Source organism: Micromonospora sp. WMMC415, from assembly GCF_009707425.1.
In the GTDB taxonomy this organism is placed as follows: Bacteria; Actinomycetota; Actinomycetes; order Mycobacteriales; family Micromonosporaceae; genus Micromonospora.
Genome location: NZ_CP046104.1, coordinates 6,159,956 through 6,178,533, shown reverse-complemented (window position 1 = coordinate 6,178,533; position 18,578 = coordinate 6,159,956). Strand labels below are relative to the sequence as shown.

Annotated in this window: 17 protein-coding genes; 11 read left to right on the top strand and 6 right to left on the bottom strand. The window is 72.7% G+C overall.

Annotated features, from left to right (window positions below; genetic code table 11):
- Window positions 1-1,233, bottom strand: a complete 1,233-nt coding sequence (locus tag GKC29_RS28910) for a serine hydrolase (RefSeq protein WP_155333819.1) — start codon at window positions 1,231-1,233, stop codon at window positions 1-3.
- Window positions 1,234-1,315: 82 nt separating this feature from the next.
- Between GKC29_RS28910 and GKC29_RS28905 the strand changes: the two genes are divergently transcribed.
- The 3 genes from GKC29_RS28905 to GKC29_RS28895 all read left to right on the top strand — a co-directional run bounded on the left by GKC29_RS28905 (window position 1,316) and on the right by GKC29_RS28895 (window position 3,480).
- Entirely contained in the window at window positions 1,316-1,909 is a 594-nt protein-coding gene (locus GKC29_RS28905) for a pentapeptide repeat-containing protein (protein ID WP_155333818.1), read from the top strand.
- A 208-nt stretch (window positions 1,910-2,117) separates the two neighbouring features.
- Window positions 2,118-3,059, top strand: coding sequence for a hypothetical protein (locus tag GKC29_RS28900; protein ID WP_230688850.1), 942 nt, complete (start codon window positions 2,118-2,120; stop codon window positions 3,057-3,059).
- Between the two features lie 73 nt (window positions 3,060-3,132).
- Window positions 3,133-3,480 (top strand): DUF1330 domain-containing protein, encoded by a 348-nt coding sequence (locus tag GKC29_RS28895; RefSeq protein ID WP_155333816.1) that lies wholly within the window; start codon window positions 3,133-3,135, stop codon window positions 3,478-3,480.
- Window positions 3,481-3,572: 92 nt separating this feature from the next.
- Here the strand turns inward: GKC29_RS28895 and dacB are convergent, their stop codons facing one another.
- Entirely contained in the window at window positions 3,573-5,156 is a 1,584-nt protein-coding gene (gene dacB / locus GKC29_RS28890; RefSeq protein ID WP_155333815.1) for a D-alanyl-D-alanine carboxypeptidase/D-alanyl-D-alanine-endopeptidase, read from the bottom strand.
- A 278-nt stretch (window positions 5,157-5,434) separates the two neighbouring features.
- Between dacB and GKC29_RS28885 the strand changes: the two genes are divergently transcribed.
- Entirely contained in the window at window positions 5,435-5,716 is a 282-nt protein-coding gene (locus GKC29_RS28885) for an adhesin (RefSeq protein WP_155333814.1), read from the top strand.
- A gap of 7 nt (window positions 5,717-5,723) precedes the next feature.
- On the opposite strand, the gene GKC29_RS28880 is transcribed toward GKC29_RS28885, so the two are convergent.
- Entirely contained in the window at window positions 5,724-6,821 is a 1,098-nt protein-coding gene (locus GKC29_RS28880; protein ID WP_196255765.1) for a beta family protein, read from the bottom strand.
- 375 nt (window positions 6,822-7,196) lie between these two features.
- On the opposite strand from GKC29_RS28880, the gene GKC29_RS28875 reads away from it, so the two are divergent.
- On the top strand, window positions 7,197-7,589 hold the full coding sequence (locus tag GKC29_RS28875) for a cupin domain-containing protein (protein WP_155333813.1): 393 nt from the start codon (window positions 7,197-7,199) through the stop codon (window positions 7,587-7,589).
- A gap of 49 nt (window positions 7,590-7,638) precedes the next feature.
- Entirely contained in the window at window positions 7,639-9,426 is a 1,788-nt protein-coding gene (locus tag GKC29_RS28870) for a glycoside hydrolase family 15 protein (protein WP_155333812.1), read from the top strand.
- Window positions 9,427-9,486: 60 nt separating this feature from the next.
- Here the strand turns inward: GKC29_RS28870 and GKC29_RS28865 are convergent, their stop codons facing one another.
- Both GKC29_RS28865 and GKC29_RS28860 read right to left on the bottom strand, forming a co-directional pair.
- On the bottom strand, window positions 9,487-10,680 hold the full coding sequence (locus GKC29_RS28865; RefSeq protein ID WP_155333811.1) for a threonine synthase: 1,194 nt from the start codon (window positions 10,678-10,680) through the stop codon (window positions 9,487-9,489).
- Window positions 10,681-10,707: 27 nt separating this feature from the next.
- Complete coding sequence (locus GKC29_RS28860) at window positions 10,708-11,751, bottom strand: DNA polymerase ligase N-terminal domain-containing protein (protein ID WP_155333810.1); 1,044 nt, start codon at window positions 11,749-11,751, stop codon at window positions 10,708-10,710.
- A 109-nt stretch (window positions 11,752-11,860) separates the two neighbouring features.
- Between GKC29_RS28860 and GKC29_RS28855 the strand changes: the two genes are divergently transcribed.
- From GKC29_RS28855 to GKC29_RS28850, 3 genes are all read left to right on the top strand, one after another.
- Window positions 11,861-12,646, top strand: coding sequence for an aldo/keto reductase (locus GKC29_RS28855; protein WP_155333809.1), 786 nt, complete (start codon window positions 11,861-11,863; stop codon window positions 12,644-12,646).
- A gap of 154 nt (window positions 12,647-12,800) precedes the next feature.
- Window positions 12,801-12,962 carry a hypothetical protein gene (locus tag GKC29_RS29725; RefSeq protein ID WP_196255764.1) on the top strand — a complete coding sequence of 54 codons (162 nt, stop codon included), beginning with the start codon at window positions 12,801-12,803 and terminating at the stop codon, window positions 12,960-12,962.
- Window positions 12,962-13,927: an N-acetylmuramoyl-L-alanine amidase gene (locus GKC29_RS28850; RefSeq protein ID WP_155333808.1), complete on the top strand. Its 966-nt coding sequence runs from the start codon at window positions 12,962-12,964 to the stop codon at window positions 13,925-13,927. The genes GKC29_RS29725 and GKC29_RS28850 overlap by 1 nt, the downstream gene beginning before the upstream one ends.
- Before the next feature lie 92 nt (window positions 13,928-14,019).
- Here GKC29_RS28850 and GKC29_RS28845 read toward each other — a convergent pair whose 3' ends face one another.
- Complete coding sequence (locus GKC29_RS28845) at window positions 14,020-15,171, bottom strand: cellulose binding domain-containing protein (protein ID WP_155333807.1); 1,152 nt, start codon at window positions 15,169-15,171, stop codon at window positions 14,020-14,022.
- Between the two features lie 305 nt (window positions 15,172-15,476).
- On the opposite strand from GKC29_RS28845, the gene GKC29_RS28840 reads away from it, so the two are divergent.
- Window positions 15,477-16,583 (top strand): FAD-dependent monooxygenase, encoded by a 1,107-nt coding sequence (locus GKC29_RS28840; RefSeq protein ID WP_155333806.1) that lies wholly within the window; start codon window positions 15,477-15,479, stop codon window positions 16,581-16,583.
- Between the two features lie 175 nt (window positions 16,584-16,758).
- Window positions 16,759-18,519, top strand: coding sequence for a cytochrome c oxidase subunit I (gene ctaD / locus GKC29_RS28835; protein WP_155333805.1), 1,761 nt, complete (start codon window positions 16,759-16,761; stop codon window positions 18,517-18,519).
- Window positions 18,520-18,578 lie beyond the last annotated feature (59 nt).

Genomic DNA, 18,578 nt, shown 5'->3' with positions numbered 1-18,578 from the left:
TCAGTCGACCAGCGCCGAGTAGACCAGTTGGCGCAGCTGCGGCCGGATCGGCCAGGTGCTCGACGGGAGCAGCTGGGTGAAGAACAGCGCGGTGATCTCCTCGGCCGGGTCGACCCAGAAGGCCGTGCTCGCCACCCCGCCCCAGTAGTACTCGCCGACGCTGCTCGGCACCCGGGACGGGATCGGGTCGTCCACGACGGCGAACCCGAGCCCGAAGCCGACTCCTTCCAGCGTGGTCTCGGCGAAGCCGCCGGTGGACAGCGTCTCCAGGTCGCTGCCGCCAGGGAGGTGGTTGCGGGTCATGAACCGCACCGTGCGCGGTCCGAGCAGGCGTACGCCGTCCACCTCGCCGCCGCGCAGCAGCATCTGGGTGAAGCGGTGGTAGTCGGCGGCGCTGGAGAGCAGCCCGCCGCCGCCGGAGAGCAGGGTCGGCTTCTCGTACGCCAGGGCGCCGAGCTTGTCGTAGCGGAACGCGCGGCCGGTACGCGGATCCGGCGCGTACAGCGCGGCCAGCCGCGTCGCCGTGTCGCCCTCCACCCACCAGTGCGTGTCGGTCATGCCCAGCGGGCGGAAGATCCGGTCGGCGAGGAACGCGTCCAGGCTCTGCCCGGAGATCACCTCGACCAGCCGGCCGAGCACGTCGGTGGCGACCGAGTAGCCCCACGCGGTGCCGGGCTGGAAGAGCAGCGGCAGCTCGCCGAAGGCCGCGCAGGCGGTGGCGAGGTCGACGTCGGCCGGCGGGTACAGGTCGTACCCGGCGGCCCGGTAGAGACCGTCGACGACCGAGGTCTGCATGAACCCGTACGTCAGGCCGGCGGTGTGGGTGAGCAGGTGCCAGACCCGGATCGGCTCGACGGCGGGCACCGTGTACGGCTTGAGCGTCGACCCCTTCGAGTAGACCCGGATGTCGGCGAACTCCGGCAGCCAGCGGCTGATCGGGTCGGTCAGCTCGAACCGGCTCTCCTCCCAAAGCATCATCGCGGCGACGGAGGTGACCGGCTTGGTCATCGAGTAGATGCGCCAGAGCGTGTCCGCCTCCACCGGGAGCCGGGCCTCGGCGTCGCGCAGCCCGTACGTCGAGGAGTGCGCCACCTCGCCGCGGCGGGTGACCACCACCTGGAAGCCGGCGAGCCGCCCGTCGTCGACGTACCTGCCGAAGTGCTCGTCGAGCCGCGCGAGGCGGGTGGGGTCGAAGCCGATCTGGTCCGGGTCGATGCTGCGTGCCACGCTCACACCGGCGAACCTACCCGGCGGTACGCCGCAGTCGGAAGGGCGGCCGGCCACACCTGTCGGTGCCGGTCAGTAGCCTGGGCCGATGCCGGAGCTGACCGAGGGCACCACCTTCCGCGACGACGACTGGTACGGGGAGGAGATCACCGACCGGCACTTCGTCGGCTGCGAGTTCCACCGGGTGGACCTGACCGAGGCGGTCACCCGGGGCGCGGTCTTCACCGGCTGCACGTTCGGCAACGTCCACTTCAACGCCTCCCGGCACGTCGACTCGGCCTTCACCCGGTGTGTGTTCCGCCGCTGCAACTTCTTCGAGGCCGAGTTCACCGGCTGCAAGCTGGTCGGCAGCACCTTCGCCGAGTGCGACCTGCGACCGCTGACCGTCGACGGTGGGGACTGGTCGTTCGTCGCGCTCCCCGGCGCCGACCTGCGCGGCGTGCGGATCACCGGGGTACGCATGCGGGAGGCCGATCTGACCGGAGCCGACCTGACCGGCGCGACCGTGACCGGGGTGGACCTGTCCGGCGCGACGCTGAGCCGCACCCGCCTGGCCCGCGTCGACCTGCGCGGCAGCGACCTGACCGCGCTCGACCCGACGCAGGTCGAGCGGGCGGGAGCGGTCATCGACGCCGAGCAGGCGCTGGTGATCGCGCAGACGCTCGGCTTCCACCTCGGCTGAGCCATGATCCAGTGACGTTCGTGACTACCCCCTGAACGCGGGAGGTGGACGGAGCTGGGAACGCTGCCAACGGGTAACGAAGTGGGCACACGGAACGGGCGCGGACTGGCGGGAAGTCCGATCTGATGCAAACGTGAAACCCCTCGGACGGCGTAACGTTTACGCCGCTTCGGGCGCTGCGTGCGCAACCGTGGGGAGTGGAGGGTCGGTGCCGGAGGAGGACGTGACGCCGCCGGGCACCCAGGGGCCTCGGCGCGGCCGGCATCCGGGCGCCCGGCACCGGTCGTCGAGCGGCGCGGATCGGGCCCGCTGCGCCCTTCGCCGACTGTCCCGGCCCGGGCGGCGCCGGCGCTGGGCGGTCGCGGTCGTCACCGCGCCCGCGTGCCTGGCCGCCCTGCTCGCGTACCTGAACTGGGGCTCCGGGCCGGCACCGGAGGAACCACCGGTGGCGGGCAGCGTGCCGGCCGGGGTCGGCCGGCCGAGCGGTCCCCCCGGCACGCAGCCGGCCGCCGGTCCGGCGTCGCCCGGCCTGCGCCCCCGGCAGCGGCCGCCGAGCCCGTCGCCGACGGTGACGCCGGCACCCCCGACGCCGACGCCCGCGCCGCCACCGGTGCTCACCCTGACCCGGAACGACGTGCCCGCGGAGGTGGACCTGACCGCCGTGGGCACCCGGGACTGGATCCACTGGGGACTGCGCGGCGACGACTCGACCGTGCGCAAGCGCGGCGGCTCCGGCGAGATCCGCGACGACGGCGGCAGCGGCCGCCGGGGTTCCTGGGACGGCAACCAGGAGACCTTCCGATGGCGGGGCGGCACTCCGGTGGAGTCGACCGACGGCACTCCGCACGGGGTCTACACCTGCGGCGTCGGCCGCGGCTTCACGCTCGCAGTGGCCGGGAGCGGCCAGCCGCGGACCGTCCACGTCTACGCCGGGACCTGGATGGCCCGGGGCCGGTTCGACGCCCGGCTCTCCACCGGCGGCCCGACCCGCACCCTGCGCATGGAGGACCCGCACACCAGCCGGTCCGCCGAGTTCGTCGTGCGCTTCCAGGCCCCGGAGGGTGCCCAGCTCGTGCTGACCTGGACCGCCGAGCACGCCTTCACCGACGACTGCGCCGGCGTCAACCTCCAGGCGGCGGCGTTGCGGTGATCGCGGGCCGGAGTAGCGTGGTGCCGCCGACCGTGCTGGACGGATCGGCCCGTCGCGCACCCAGGGGAGGGCCATGACCGCGTTCGCCGTCGCACACCTGCGTACCCCGAACTTCGACCACGAGGACATCCACCGTTACCTGGAGCTGATCCAGGCCACTCTGGACCCGTTCGGCGGGCGGTTCCGGGTGCACGGGCCGCAGATCGAGGTGATCGAGGGGGAGTGGCCGGGCACGATCGTCATCATCGAGTTCCCGGACCGGGAATCGGTCCGCGCCTGGTACGACTCCCCGGCGTACCGGGAGATCCTGCCGCTGCGGACCCGGCACGTCGAGGGGTCCGCGATCATCGTCGACGGGGTGCCGCCCGACTACGACGCGGCCCGCACCGCGGCGTACCTCCGCGCCCAGGCGGCGAGCTGAGTGGACAGTGGGCCCCCGGTGCGACGCCGACGTCGTACCGGGGGCCCTGACGAACGGGCCTCCGCCGGAGCCCCCCGCCCGCTCGTCCGTCCTCAGCAGGCGATGGGCTTCACCCACGAGCACTCGCGGTCCTCGGGCGCGGCCGGAGGTTCGGCCACGGCCGGTGGCGCGGTCCGCGCGGCGCTCGCGCCCTGCTCGGTGTACGACGCCAGCGCGACGGCGATCTGGTCCTCCAGCCCCTTCACCGAGGAGGCGAGGTAGTTGTTGAGCAGGATGGAGAAGGCCAGCAGCCGGCCGTCGGCGTCGGTGACGTAGCCGGACAGGCCGGAGACGCCGGTCAGGCTCCCGGTCTTGGCGTGCACGTTGCCCGCGGCCGGTGTGCCCCGCATCCGGCTGCGCAGCGTCCCGCCCACGAAGCGCTCCGCCTCACCGGCCACCGGCAGGGCCGCGTACCAGGCGGGGAACCAGGGCTCGGCGCGGACGGCGGCGAGCAGGTCGACGAACTCGGTCGCGGGGACCAGGTTGCGCCGGGAGAGTCCGGAGCCGTCCCGCTGGCGGAAGGTCGTCGGGTCCATGCCGGCGCCGGCCACGTACCCGTTGATCGCGGCGATCCCGGCCGGCCAGGTGCCGGACCCGGCGAGCACCCGGCCGATCTCCTTGGTGAGGACCTCGGCGTGCCCGTTGTTGGAGAGCTTGAGGAACGGGACCATCAACTCCGCCAGGGTCATCGAGTCGTGCCGGGCCACCTCGACCGCCGCGGCGGGCGTGGGCCGGCCGAGGACGGTACGGCCCAGCACCCGTACGCCGTGCCGGCGCAGCGCCGAACGGAAGACGTCGGCCGCGTACCCGGTCGGTTCCCAGACCGTGACCCAGTCGCTGGCCGGCGCGTCCCCGACGGCGATCTGGCCGGTGACCACGACGGTGTTGCCACCGTGGACGCGCTCGAAGGAGATCGACGTGTCACCGTCCGCGACGGTCGTCGCGCGGTTGTCGATCCGGAGGTATCCGGTGGCCGGCGTGGTGGTGACCACCGGCCGGCCGCCGGGCGTGACCGCCGGGGCGGCGTGCACGATGACGGTGCCCGCGTCGTAGTCGGTGTCCGGCGCCACGGTCAGCGCGGAGACCTGCGCCGCGTAGTAGTACGGCTCGTCGTCCCACGTCCAGTCCGGACCGAGCCGGGTGTCGTCGTAGCGGGTGTCGTCGGCGACCAGGTTCCCGGTCACCACCCGGATGCCGGACCCGGCCACCTTCGCGGCCAGCGCGTCGTAGTCCGCGGCGAGCATCGTCGGGTCACCCCCGCCACGCAGGTGGAGGTCGCCGGCGACGACGGTGCCGCGGCGCGGCCCGCCGGCGAGCACGCCGGTGTGGAAGCGGTGGTCCGGGCCCAGCAGTTCCAGCGCGGCGGCCGAGGTCAGCAGCTTGGTGTTGGACGCGGGGACGAGGCGGCGGTCGCCGTTGCGGTGGTAGACCGTCTCACCGCTGGCGGCGTCCTTGACCACGACGGAGGCCTGGGCGCCGGCGAGGCGGGAGTCGGCGAGGATCGCGTCGATCGTGGCGTCGAGCCGGGTCGCGGCGGGGGTCGGCGACTCGGCCGTCGCGGTGGGTGCGCCGGTGGTGGCCGCGGCGGCGACGACGGCCACCAGCGCGAGCGTCCGGGGGAAGAGACGACGATGCATGCGGTGATGCTGTCACGGAGATATCTGCCAGGAAAGAGCATAGAGCGAAGAAAATCTTCGTCGGCTAGCACGGATCGGACCGAAGGCTGGCCCGTTCGCCGGTTTTCACCCGATCGGGTACGCGCTGGCGGGCCGGTTGACGGACGGGCGGGTAGCGGGCACCGTAGGCCCTGAGGGGCCCGGTCGTGGGCCCCGAGCCGCGACGGGCGACGTCCCTGTCGCCCCGGCCCGCCGTCGGTGGCCGGTCGCGTATCCCAGGAATCACGAGGAGTTCCGCCATGCTCACCATGACCGACAACGCCGTGCTGGTGATCCGAGACCTCGCCAACCAGCAGGACGTCGCGGAGGACGGCGGCGTCCGGATCGCCGCCGACCCGGAGGCGGGCTCGCTCACCGTCGAGCTGGTCGAGCGGCCGGTCGACGGCGACCACGTGGTCGACAACCAGGGGGCACGCATCTTCCTCGACTCGGACGCGGCCGAACTGCTCGGGGACGCCTCCGTGGACGCCACCGTCGACGACGAGGGCATCGTGCAGTTCGGGTTCACCGAGAAGCAGTGAGCCAGAATCAACCGGCCCGTCGGGCGGTTCCGCCGCGGTTCGGCCGGGCGGGCCGACCGGGGATCGGCTGACCGGGCGGCATCCGTCCCGGCCGGGCGTCCCGCGCGGAGGCCCGCAGGGCCGTCAGCACGTGGGCGAGGTGATGGGACGTGCACCACGCCGCCCAGGTGCTGGTCGAGCCCGCTCCACCGGACCGCCGGGCACGGCGGACGATCTCGTGGTCGCCCCACGAGTACGCCCCACCCGCCGCCGGCCAGTACGGGGCCGCGACCAGGGTGCGGCACAGGTCCGCGAACCGGTCGTCGCCCCGGCCGCCCCGCCGCGACCAGCGGTAGATCCACCACGCTCCGTCGGCCGTGTAACGCATCGTGGGCAGCCGGTCGCCCGCCTGGTCGGTGTCACGCGCCGCCGGGTGGACGCCGTAGTCGCCGTAGCCGACACCCAGATTCGCCAGCTCCTGCCACAGCAGCCAGTCCCACCGGTCGAGCCGGACCGGCTCGTCGGTGGGCAGGCGGGACAGGGCGGGCGGCATCCCGCCGGCCGCCACGCTGATCGAGCGCCAGGCGTGCCGGCGGGCCCAGTCCAGCAGGCGGCGGACCCGGGGCTCCGCCACCCGCACGTCGGCCCGGCAGCACACGTCCGCCGCGTCGACCAGCAGGTCACACTGCTCCGGGTCCAGCCCGGTCCACCGCCAGACCCGTTCCACCGCCGCGGTGGCCGCGTCCGGCCCGGCCCGGTCCGTGCCGATGCGCAACCGGACCAGCGCCCGCCGGGCGTGGGCCCGGGCCGCGGCGCCGTGCGCGACGAGCCGCCGCTCGCTCTCGGCGAGCCCGATCACCGGCACCAGCGGTACGCCCCAGCGCGCCAGTTCCGTCTCCGGCGCGTCGGGCAGGGCGGAGACGTCGACCGCGGGGAGCAGCGCCGCCGGCAGTCGACCGAGGACGTCCACGGTGAAGGAGTCCAGGAGGGACACGTCGATGACCGGAGCGAGCAGCGGCGCCAGGCTCGGGTCGAGGTGGCTGAGTGCCTCCAGCTCACCGCGCCGGTTGGCAAGGATGGGGCGGTAGACCGGTTCCGCCTCCCGGCCCCCGTGGGCGGGCACCATACTTCAGCCTAGCCACGGCACTCGTGGCGGTCACCGCAAACCCCGATCCCCGGTCCGCTCCGCCGCAGGTCAGGGCCGCTCGCTGGCGGCTGCACTGTCCACGATCGGACACTTCCGGCCCCCGTTGGCGCGCCGAGACGCACACGAGCGCACGGCGCCGCCCGACTCCTGGTCGGAACGTCGCCGCGCTCTGGCCGTCTCCCACCACCGCAGCCGTACGGCGGTACGCCAGCGGGGACCTGGCTCGACCGGACCCGTGGGCCGGTCGTGGTGTCGATCCCCGTCCAGCCGGGATCCAAACCTTCACGACGTGGGGAATTCCACCATTTGCGAGTCCCGGCGTGGCGCACGGCCGGAGCGGGTAAGGGGTGCGACATGGAGCATTTCACGATCGCGACGGTCGCCGAGAAGAGCCCGGACTTCCGGCGGGTGCTGTGGACCGGGCAGCACAGCCAGCTGGTCATCATGACGATCCCGCCGGGCGGTGAGATCGGCGAGGAGGTCCACGAGGACGTCGATCAGATCCTCACCTTCGTCAGCGGGACGGGCGAGGCACGGGTGGCGGGGGAGAAGCGCGGGATCGCCCAGGGCGACCTGGTGGTGGTGCCGGCCGGCACGAAGCACAACTTCGTCAACACCGGCCCGAACCCGCTGGTGCTCTACACCGTGTACGGCCCGCCGGAGCACGCCGACCAGGTGGTGCACCGCACCAAGGAGGAGGCGGACGCGGCCGAGGCGGCCGGCGAGGACCAGCCCCCCACGTCCTGACCTGGCGGATCGCCGGTCTGACACCGGTGGATCGGGGTACCCGCAGCGGGTGGACCAGCCGGCGATCTCCGACTACGGGTTCCTCTCCGACTGCCGCTCCGGTGCGCTGGTCGGCCGGGACGGCTCGGTCGACTGGTGGTGCCCGGACCGGTTCGACGGTCCCGCGGTGTTCGGGCGGCTGCTCGACCCCGACGCCGGGCACTGGTGCCTGGCCCCGGTCGGTGCGGGCCGTCCCGGACACCGCGTGGAGCGCGCGTACCGGCCGGACACGCTGGTGCTGCGGACCGTGCACCACACCCCGGAGGGAAGCGTCGCGGTCACCGACGCGCTCGCCGCCGAGCTGGGCGCCCGGGGGCACCGGCTGGGCATGAACTCGCCGGCGGTGCTGCTGCGCACCGTCGAGGGCCTGTCCGGGCGCGTACGGATGGCGTCGGACTTCGCGCCGCGGCCCGACCACGGCCTGCTCACCCCGTTCCTGCACGACCAGGCGGACGGCGCGGTGCTCGCGGTGGCCGGGGCGACGGTGCTGGAGCTGCGCTCGGACGGCCCGCCGCTGCACGCTGGCCCGGACCGGGTCCGCACCGAGTTCGAGGTCGCCGCCGGTGACACCGTCGGCCTCACCGCCGGGTACGGGCGCACGTACGGCGAGCGGCCGGCCCGGCTCGACCCGGCGACCATGCTGGCCGAGACGGTGCAGGCGTGGGAGGCGTACCGCGAGACCCACCAGTACGAAGGGCGCTACCAGGACCTGGTACGGCACAGCGCGGTCGTCCTCACCGGCCTCACCTACACCCGCAGCGGGGCGGTCGCCGCCGCGCTCACCACGTCGCTGCCGGAACGGATCGGCGGCGACCGGAACTACGACTACCGGTTCGCCTGGCTGCGCGACTTCTCGATGACACTGCACGCCCTCTGGGTGGCCGCCTGCCCCACCGAGGCGTCCCGGCTCTTCCAGTGGGCGGCCCGCTCGATCGGCCGCCCCGGCCCGGAGCCGGTGCCGGTGCTCTTCGGTCTGGAGGGCGAGCGGGACATCTCCGAGCACGCCTCGACACACATGCGCGGGTACGCCGGCAGCCAGCCGGTGCGCTTCGGCAACGACGCCTGGCGGCAGCGGCAGCTCGACGTGCCCGGCGAGATGATCTCGGCGGTGTGGCGGCTGCACCACCTGCTCGCCGACCCGTTCGACGAGGAGCTGCGCGAGATGGTGATCGGCCTGACCGAGCAGGTGGCCGACACCTGGCACCTGCCGGACCGGGGCATGTGGGAGACCCGGGACACCGACCGGCACTACGTGTCGTCGAAGGTGCTCTGCTGGGTGGCGATGGACAAGGCGGTCGCGCTGGCACCCCGGCTCGGTGAGCGCGCGGACCCCCGCCGCTGGGCGGCGATCCGGGACGAGATCCGGAGCAGCGTGCTGCGTGCGGGGTGGAACGAGAGCGTCGGGGCGTACACCGGCTCCTTCGGGGCCAGCGAGATGGACGCCTCCGTGCTGTTCCTGCCGGTGGCGGGGTTCCTCCCGGCCACCGACCCGCGGATGCGCGCCACCATCGAGGTCGTCGAGCGCGATCTCACCACCCACGGCGGGCTGGTACGGCGCTGGGACGGCGATCCCGCCGGGTTCCTGCTCTGTTCGTTCTGGCTGGTGGAGTGCCTGGTGCTGGCGGGGGAGCGGGAGCGCGCCGCAGCGCTGTTCGAGCGGGTGGTGGGGCACGCCAACGACGTCGGCCTGCTCAGCGAGCAGATCGACCTGCACACCGGCGCTCAGCTCGGCAACACCCCGCAGGCCCTCTCGCACATCGGCCTGATCAACGCCGCGTGGCGCCTCACCTCGGAGTAAGGAAGGGCCCCCTGTTAACGCCTCCGGTAGTAAAAGGGTCCCTTCCTAACACATGTGCGGTCAGGCCGGCAGCACCGGCAACCCGCCGACGCCCACCGTCTCCGGGTACTTCAGGCCGGCGCCGGTGTTCAGCACCACGACCCGCTCGCCGGCCCGGATCCAGCCGCCCGCCCGCAGCTGCCGCGCCGCCGTCAGGCAGGCCGCTCCCTCCGGGCAGAGCAGCAACCCCTCCCGCGCGGCGAAGCCCCGCAGGTCGGCCAGGAGGTCCCCGTCCGCCACGGCGACGGCGGTGCCCGCGCTCTCCCGCAACGCGGCCAGGATCAGCTCGTCGCCGAGCGGCGCCGGCACGGTGATGCCGAACGCGACGGTGCGCGCGTCGGCCCACGGTTCGGCCCGCTCGGCGCCGGCGGCGAAGGCCCGGACGATCGGCGCGCAGCCGGTCGACTGCACGGCCACCAGGCGGGGCAGCCGGTCGGTGATCCAGCCCAGCTCGCGCAGCTCGTGCAGCGCCTTGTGGATGCCGATCAGGCCGACGCCGCCCCCGGTCGGGTAGATGATCACGTCGGGCACCTGCCACCCGAGCTGCTCGACGATCTCGTACCCCATGGTCTTCTTGCCCTCGAGCCGGTACGGCTCACGCAGCGTGCCCGCGTCGAAGACCGCGCCGTCGGCGGCGGCGACCAGTCGTGCGACGTGCCGGCCGGCGTCGCTGATCAGCCCGTCGACCAGCCGCAGGTCGGCTCCGGCGGCGACGCACTCGCGGCGGCAGATGGCGGGTGCGTCCCGGGGCATGACGATGGTCGCGCCCAGCCCCGCCCGGGTCGCGTACGTGGCCCAGGCCGCGCCCGCGTTGCCGTTGGTCGGCATGGCGATCCGCTCGACGCCCAGCTCGCGGGCGCGGCTCACCCCCACGGCCGCGCCGCGCGCCTTGAACGACCCGGTCGGGGCCAGACCCTCGTCCTTGACCAGCAGGTCCGGGACGCCGATCTCGGCGCCGTACGCCGGGGCGCGCCACAGCGGCGTCCAGCCCTCGCCCAGCGTGGTGACGTACCCGGGATCGGCCACCGGCAGCAGCTCCCGGTACCGCCACAGGTCGGCCGGCCGGAGCCCGAACCGCTCCGGCGTGACCACCTCGGCGACCGCCGCCAGGTCGTAGCGGGCCAGCAGCGGGGACCCGCACCCGCACAGGTTCTGCGGCTTGCCGGCGTCGTGCTCCCGGCCGCAGCGCGGACACTCCAGGTGGGTCAGGTACACGGCGCTCCTCGCATCGTCCGCGGTCGGTCAGCTCGTGTCGATGCTCAGCCAGTGGCGGCTGCGCCGGCCCGGCTCGTACGCCGAGTCGAGGCGCTTGGCCACCACACCCGGCAACCCCTGCTCACCGGCTGTCCGCAGGGCCTCGGCGCCGGTGCCGGGGAACCAGGGCGGAGTCTGCCAGTGGGGCCCGCCCAGCGCCAGCCCGTCGAGCAGTTCCCGGCGCTGCGCGTACGGCAGCCCGACGCTGGTCACGCCCTCCAACCAGAGCAGGTCGAAGAGCAGGAACTGGGCGTCGGCGGTGGCGCGCCCGCCACGGGCCGGGCGTACCCGACCCGCCTTGTCGATGCGGACCAGGACGCCGTCGAGCACGGCCTCCGTCGGCGCCAGCGCCTCGGCCATGTCCCGCAACCAGGGGTACGTCCCGGTGATCTCCTCGTCGGTCTCCGACAGCAGCCGCAGCCGGCCGCCGGAGACGTACGCGACCGCCCGCACGCCGTCCCAGCGCAGCTCGTACCCCCACTTGTCGGCGTCGCGGGGCAGCTTCCGCGCGGGCGTGGGGTGCATCGGGCGGACCAGTTCCGGCATGGCCTCCCAGCCGTCCGGCGGCGGGTCGGTGCGCCGGACCATCCAGTCCCGTCCGTCGCGGCCCCCGGCGGCGAAGAGCACGTACCGGCCGCTGGTCCGCTCCCCGTGGAGCGTCACGACGACCTCGTCGTCGCGCCACTTCTCGCAGCGGTAGGTGCCCTGGTCGTGGATCGTCATCCGGCCGCCGCCGTACTCGCCGGCGGGGATCTCGCCGGCGAAGTCGAGGTACTCCATCGGGTGGTCCTCGGTGTGCACGGCGAGGTGGTTGCGGCCGGTGTCCCGGGGCAGCCCGCGCGGCACCGCCCAGGAGGCGAGGACGCCGTCGTGCTCCAGCCGCAGGTCCCAGTGCAGGCTGCGGGCGTGGTGCTGCTGGATGACGAAGCGGGCGCCGTCCGGGCCACCCGCCTCCGGGGCCCGCTCCGGCACCGGTTCGGGGGTACGCGCAGCGTCCCGTTTGCGCCGGTACTCCGCCAGCCGGTCAGCCACATCCGCATTCTCCGGCACCGGGGCGGATTCCGCCCGGGGTCGGCCCGGTCGGGGGGTGTGGGTCCGGTTGGCCGGTGTGTCGGGGGCGATCACGGGTAGAACCGTCGGTATGGATCTCGACCAGCCCACCGTTCTGCTCTCCGGCGACGTGCGGATACCGCTGCTCGGCTTCGGCACCTGGCAGATCACCGGAACGGCGGCGTACGAGGCGGTGCTGGCCGCCCTCGACGCGGGTTACCGGCACGTCGACACCGCCACCATGTACGGCAACGAGGCGGAGATCGGTCGGGCGGTCGCCGAGAGCGGCCTGCGCCGGGAGGACGTCTTCATCACCACGAAGCTGCCGCCGGACCGGGTGGGCCGGGAACAGGAGACGATCGAGGCGAGCCTGCGCGCGCTCGGCACGGACCACGTCGACCTGTGGCTGGTGCACGCGCCGCCGTCGAACCCGGCGGACAGCATCCCGGTGTGGCGGGAGATGCTCGCCGCCCGGGACGAGGGCCTGGCCCGTACGGTCGGGGTCAGCAACTTCAGCACCGCGCAGATCGACGAGCTGATCCAGGCCACCGAGGAGACCCCGGCGGTCAACCAGATCCGGTGGAGCCCGTCGCTGTACGACCGGCAGCGTCACCGGGACCACCGGGACCGGGGCGTCGTGCTGGAGGGTTACAGCCCGTTCAAGACCAGCGACCTGTCGGACCCGGTGCTGGTCCGGATCGCGGCCGCGCACGACGTCTCACCGGCCCAGGTGGTGCTCCGCTGGCACGTCGACCACGAGATCGTGGCGATCCCGAAGAGCGTGACGCCGGAGCGAATCCGTTCCAACGCCGACATCTTCACCTTCTCCCTCACCGCCGAGGAGATGCGCGACATCGACGCGCTCGGCAGCGCCTGATCTCCCCCAGCGCCTCGGCTGGTCGACCGGGGCGCGCCTGGCATGGCGAAAACTTTCATCCCAAACAAGGGTGCCGAAGGGTATCGACATTGACGAACGTGACAGGGTAGCGTCACGGCCATTAATCGATCCTCGTAGTTCTCTGGAGGACGCCATGGCCCCTGCCCGTCCCGTCCGTCTGCGCCGCCGAGGTCTGCTCGGCGTGCCGGCGCTGGTGGCCGCCGCCGCGGTCGCCGTCGCCGCCCGGCCGGCACCCGCGGTCGCCGCGACCGCCGCGCCGAAGGAGTGCCTCGCCGACCTGCTCCAGGAGTCGTGATGGCCACCATCCCCTGGTTGGTGGACGTGCTGCGGGGCGCCGGCGTCCAGGTCGTGACCCACGGCGACTGGCTCAACCGCATGCGGCCGGGCAGCTTCAACCCGATCGGCGTGCTCTGGCACCACACGGCCGCGACCTCGAGCGCCACCAACCCGCACCCGGCGCTCAACATCTGCATCAACGGCCGGTCCGACCTGCCCGGCCCGCTCTGCCAGGCGCTGGTGGACTACCACGGCGTCTTCCACGTCATCTCCGCCGGCCGCTGCAACCACGCCGGCACCGCCCGCGCGAGCGGACCGATCCCCGCCGGGGACGGCAACACGATGCTGATCGGCTGGGAGATCGACTACAACGGGGTCAACCAGCAGATGACGGCGGCGCAGTACAACGCCTCGGTCGCCGCCACGGCCGCCGTGCTCAAGCAACTGGGCAAGGACGCCAGCTACGCCCGCGGGCACCGGGAGACCAGCACCACGGGCAAGATCGACCCGTCCTTCATCGACCTGAACGTGATGCGCTCCGACGTCGCCGCGAAGATGGCCGGTGGCGGCACGGCCTGGAGCGCGATCGTCGACAACTCCACCGCCGGTCGGTTCAACGCGAGCGCCAACTGGGGCGTCTCCACGTACTCCGCCCAGCGGTACGGGGCCGACTACCGGTACGCCGACCCCGTCGCGGCCAGCGACGCGGCCTGGTACAAGTTCAACGTCCCGGCGACCGCGAGCTACCGGGTGGAGGCGTGGTGGCCGGCGGTCTCCGGCTACAACGCCAGCACGCCGTACATCATCGCGACGACGACCGGCAACCAGACCGTCTACGTCGACCAGCGGGTGAACGGCGGGCAGTGGCGCAACCTCGGCACCTTCGCCCTCCCGGCCGGCGACGCCAACCGGGTGGCGGTGAGCCGGTGGAGCGGTTCCGCCGGGTACGTCATCGCCGACGCCGTCCGGCTGACCCGCGTCTGACCAGCGTGGTCCCGGCGCGGCCGGGCTGTGACGTCGAGACGCGACCTCGCCGGGGTGCCGCGCCACAACGACGCGGCACCCCGACGCAGCCGTCAGGAGCGGGTGCAGGCGGCTCCGTTGAGGGTGAAGCTGGTCGGGGAGGAGTACGCCCCGCTCAGCGTCCCCTGGTAGCCGAAGCTGGCCGTGCCGCCCGGCGCGATCGAGCCGTTCCAGCTCACGTTCCGCGCGGTCACCGACGACCCGCTCTGGGTCACCGTGGCGTTCCAGGAGTTGGTCACCGTCTGCCCGGCGGGCAGCGTGTACGCCAGCGTCCAGCCGTTGATCGCGCTCGACCCAGTGTTGGTGATCTGCACGTCGGCGGTGAAGCCGCTGCCCCACGAGTTCGGCGTGTACTTCACCGCGCACCCGCTGCCGCCCGGCGGTGGCGTGGTCGGCGGGGGCGTGGTGGGCGGTGGGGTGCTCGGCGGTGGGGTGGTCGGGTTGCCGCCGCCGTTGACCGAGGCCGAGAAGTTGGTGACGGCCAGCCCGACACCGCCCTGCCACGGCTCGAAGCCGGCCTGGATGCTGGTCAGGTACCAGGAGTTGGTGATCGCGCCCCGGTTGCGGACGTCGTTGATGAAGTCCAGCACGCTGAAGCTCAGGCTCGTGATGGCCGACGGGGCCACGTACGAGATGACGTTGTTGGAGCCGTTGCTGCCGCGCCAGACCTCCCAGGTGCGCCCGGCGAGGCTGGCGGTGCCGACCGGCGAGCCGATGGGCTGGATCGAGCCATGCCGGTTGAGCCAGATCATGATCTCCATCTGGTTCACCCCGTCCCGCTTGGGTGAGGGGTCGAGCCAGATGTCGTACGAGGCGTTGTAGGTCGCTCCGCTGACGTAGCGGTACGTGATGCTGCTGTTGGCGCTGCTGATCTGGCTGACCTGGATGGGCAGGTTGGTGCCGGGGGAGCAGTTCGTGTAGTGGCAGCCGATGAAGATCGACGGGTACGCGGTCGGCGCGCCGTTGGTGGGGTTGCTGCCGTCCTGCCTGGTGATCTCGAAGCCGGTGTCGGTGACGTTGATGCACTGCTGGGCGCTGGTGCCCCAGCGGTTGTTCTGCACCACGTACCGGCCCTGGATGGTGGTCGAGCCGTACTGCTCGCAGATCTGGGTGTCGGCGGAGGCGGTGCCGCCGAGGGCCACGGCGACGATCGACCCGGCGGCGAGCAGGGCCGCGGCCGCGATGGCGCGGAGTGGACGTTTCATGGTGCTCCTCAGTCACCGGCGCCGCGTGGCGCCGGACGGTCGGTGGTGGAGATTCGGGAGCGCTCCCACGCTAGTCGACACATTTACATCTCTGAAACCCTCGCGCAACAAGACGGCAGTAATGAGATGGAAAGTGAGGTTTGTCACGTGAGCGACGGGCGGCCCGCTGGTGGTCGTCCAGGAACCGGCGCGGCGCGGAAAGGGGTTGCCCCGAGGGGACCGATTGACTCTGGTGTGCGTCGATTGCGCCGAGTAGTGTCTTGCCTCCAACGCGTGCCGAACCCCCTCCGGAGGCGTACACCACCATGGGTGGCTCCCCCCTGCGCATCCTCGTCGTCGGCGCGGGCATCGCCGGCCTCGCCGTGGCCCGGGCGCTGCGGATGGCGGGCTTCCGGCCCGACGTCACCGAGAAGCTCCCCGCCGGCGAGCTCCCGGAGACCGGCCTCTACCTGCCCGGCAACGCCGCGCGGGCGCTGCGCCGGCTCGACCTCGACGGGCCGGTCCGCCCCCTCGGCCAGGTGATCCACCGGCAGTACTTCCTCGACGCCGCGGGCGCGCCGCTCTGCGAGGTCGACCTCGACGCGCTGTGGACCGGCGTCGGAGAGTGCCGGGCGCTGCTCCGGGCCGAACTGCACCGGGTGCTGCTCACCGGCGCCGGGGGTGCCGTGCGGCACGGCGCCGAGGTCCGCAGCATCGACCTGCTGCCGCGCGGCGTCGGCGTCACGTTCGTCGACGGCACCGCCACCGAGTACGACCTGGTGATCGGCGCGGACGGGCCACGCTCCTCGATCCGTACGCTCGCCTCCCTCGGTGGCCCGCCACGCCCCACCGGGCAGGTGGTCTACCGCAGCGTGGTGCGGGACGCGCCGCCCGTCCGCGAGTGGACCGCGCTGCTCGGGCAGCGGGCCGGGTTCCTGATCGTCCCCATCGGGGCCGGACGGCTGCACTGCTACGCGGACGAGACGGGCACCCAGCCGCCGGTCGACCCGGTGGCCCGGCTGCGGGAACTCTTCGGCGACTACGGCGGCCCGGTGCCCGAGGTGCTGGACTGCCTGGACCACGTGCACGTCGGCGCCACGGACGAGGTCGAGCTGGGCCGCTGGCACCGGGGGCGGGTGCTGCTCGTCGGTGACGCCGCGCACGCCACCGCGCCGACCCTCTCCCAGGGCGCGGCGATGGCCCTGGAAGACGCCGTCGTGCTCGCCGAGTCGCTCACGGCCGCCGGCAGCGTCGAGGCGGCCCTGACGGCGTACGAGAGTCGTCGTCGCCCGCGTACCCGATGGGTGCGGGACCGGACCCGGGACCGCAACCGGACCCGCGACGTGCCGCCGGCGCTGCGCGATCCGCTGCTGCGCGGGCGCGGCGGACGCATCTTCGGCGAGCACTACCGGCTGCTGTTGGGTCCGCTCTGACGGTGGCCGGGGCCGACGGCGGCGGGCGCGGGCGCGGTCCGGGGTGCCGGGTGGCGCAGGTTACCCGACCACCCCACGCGGCGCTGCCACCTGCCGGGGACTATCCTCCTTGCGGATGACGGCCCGCAGACAACAACGCGTGCCGAGCGGGACAACCCAGAACCGGAGGCCACTCGTGACCACCGTCGCACCCAAGCCGGTCGTGACCCGGCCCTGGCCGGTCCGAGCGCCGGTCAAGGGGTCGGCCATCGCGCGGCTGCTGCGGACCACGGACGCGAAGCAGATCGGGATCATGTACATGGTCACCGCGTTCGCGTTCTTCATGATCGGCGGCCTGATGGCCCTGATCATGCGGGCCGAGCTGGCCCGGCCCGGGCTGCAGTTCCTGTCGCCCGAGCAGTACAACCAGCTCTTCACCATGCACGGCACGATCATGCTGCTGTTCTTCGCGACGCCGATCGTGTTCGCCTTCGCGAACTACATCGTGCCGATCCAGATCGGCGCGCCGGACGTGTCCTTCCCCCGGCTGAACAGCTTCGCCTACTGGCTCTACCTGTTCGGTGGGTCGCTGGCCACGCTGGGCTTCATCACGCCGGGCGGCGCCGCCGACTTCGGCTGGTTCGCGTACACCCCGCTGAGCAGCGTCGAGCACTCGCCGGGCGTCGGCGCCAACATGTGGATCGTCGGCCTGGCCATCTCCGGTCTGGGCACCATCCTCGGCGCGGTCAACATGATCACCACGATCCTGACCCTGCGCGCGCCCGGCATGACGATGTTCCGGATGCCGATCTTCACCTGGAACATCCTGGTCACCAGCCTGCTGGCGATCCTGGTCTTCCCGCTGCTGGCCGCCGCGCTGTTCGCGCTCGCCGCCGACCGCCTGATGGGCGCCCACGTGTACGACCCCGCGACCGGCGGGCCGATGCTGTGGCAGCACCTGTTCTGGTTCTTCGGCCACCCCGAGGTGTACATCGTCGCGCTGCCGTTCTTCGGCATCGTCTCCGAGGTCATCCCGGTCTTCTCCCGCAAGCCGATCTTCGGCTACAAGGGTCTGGTCGCCGCGACCATCGCCATCGCCGCCCTGTCGATGAGCGTCTGGGCGCACCACATGTTCGCCACCGGCCAGGTGCTGCTGCCGTTCTTCAGCTTCCTGAGCTTCCTGATCGCCGTCCCCACCGGCATGAAGTTCTTCAACTGGATCGGCACCATGTGGCGGGGCCAGATCAGCTTCGAGTCGCCGATGCTGTTCTCGATCGGCTTCCTCGTCACGTTCCTCTTCGGCGGTCTCACCGGCGTGCTGCTGGCCAGCCCCCCGCTGGACTTCCACGTGTCCGACTCGTACTTCGTGGTGGCCCACTTCCACTACGTGCTCTTCGGCACGATCGTGTTCGCGGTGTTCGCCGGCATCTACTTCTGGTTCCCGAAGATGTTCGGCCGGATGCTCGACGAGCGCCTCGCCAAGATTCACTTCTGGCTGACCATGATCGGCTTCCACACCACGTTCCTGGTGCAGCACTGGCTGGGCAACGAGGGCATGCCCCGGCGGTACGCGGACTACCTGCCGACCGACGGCTTCACCACGCTGAACATGATCTCCACGATCGGCGCGTTCATCACCGGTATCTCGACGCTGCCGTTCATCTATAACTGCTGGAAGTCGTACAAGGCCGGCCCGGTGGTCGAGGTCGAGGACCCGTGGGGCCACGGCAACTCGCTGGAGTGGGCGACCAGCTCGCCGCCTCCGCTGCGGAACTTCGACCGGATGCCGCGGATCCGCTCCGAGCGGCCGGCGTTCGACTACAAGTTCCCCGAGCTGGCCGCCGGTGGCCAGTCGCTGGCCGGCCCGCCGGAGGGCGGCGCCAAGCCGCTGACCAGCGAGTCCGACGGTGGTGCCAGCTACCAGGAGGACGTCGCGAGCGACATCGACCGCCGCTGACGGTCCACGTCCCGCACGACGGGCGCCGTTCCCCTCCGGGGAGCGGCGCCCGTCGCCGT

What these genes read in the sequence shown, in the direction of transcription:
- GKC29_RS28885 (WP_155333814.1), top strand. Translation starts at nt 5,435, where the DNA reads ATGCTCACCATGACCGACAACGCCGTGCTGGTGATCCGAGACCTCGCC.
- GKC29_RS28895 (WP_155333816.1), top strand. Translation starts at nt 3,133, where the DNA reads ATGACCGCGTTCGCCGTCGCACACCTGCGTACCCCGAACTTCGACCAC.
- GKC29_RS28880 (WP_196255765.1), bottom strand. Translation starts at nt 6,821, where the DNA reads ATGGTGCCCGCCCACGGGGGCCGGGAGGCGGAACCGGTCTACCGCCCC.
- GKC29_RS28855 (WP_155333809.1), top strand. Translation starts at nt 11,861, where the DNA reads ATGGATCTCGACCAGCCCACCGTTCTGCTCTCCGGCGACGTGCGGATA.
- GKC29_RS29725 (WP_196255764.1), top strand. Translation starts at nt 12,801, where the DNA reads ATGGCCCCTGCCCGTCCCGTCCGTCTGCGCCGCCGAGGTCTGCTCGGC.
- GKC29_RS28840 (WP_155333806.1), top strand. Translation starts at nt 15,477, where the DNA reads ATGGGTGGCTCCCCCCTGCGCATCCTCGTCGTCGGCGCGGGCATCGCC.
- GKC29_RS28905 (WP_155333818.1), top strand. Translation starts at nt 1,316, where the DNA reads ATGCCGGAGCTGACCGAGGGCACCACCTTCCGCGACGACGACTGGTAC.
- dacB (WP_155333815.1), bottom strand. Translation starts at nt 5,156, where the DNA reads ATGCATCGTCGTCTCTTCCCCCGGACGCTCGCGCTGGTGGCCGTCGTC.
- GKC29_RS28850 (WP_155333808.1), top strand. Translation starts at nt 12,962, where the DNA reads ATGGCCACCATCCCCTGGTTGGTGGACGTGCTGCGGGGCGCCGGCGTC.
- GKC29_RS28875 (WP_155333813.1), top strand. Translation starts at nt 7,197, where the DNA reads ATGGAGCATTTCACGATCGCGACGGTCGCCGAGAAGAGCCCGGACTTC.
- GKC29_RS28845 (WP_155333807.1), bottom strand. Translation starts at nt 15,171, where the DNA reads ATGAAACGTCCACTCCGCGCCATCGCGGCCGCGGCCCTGCTCGCCGCC.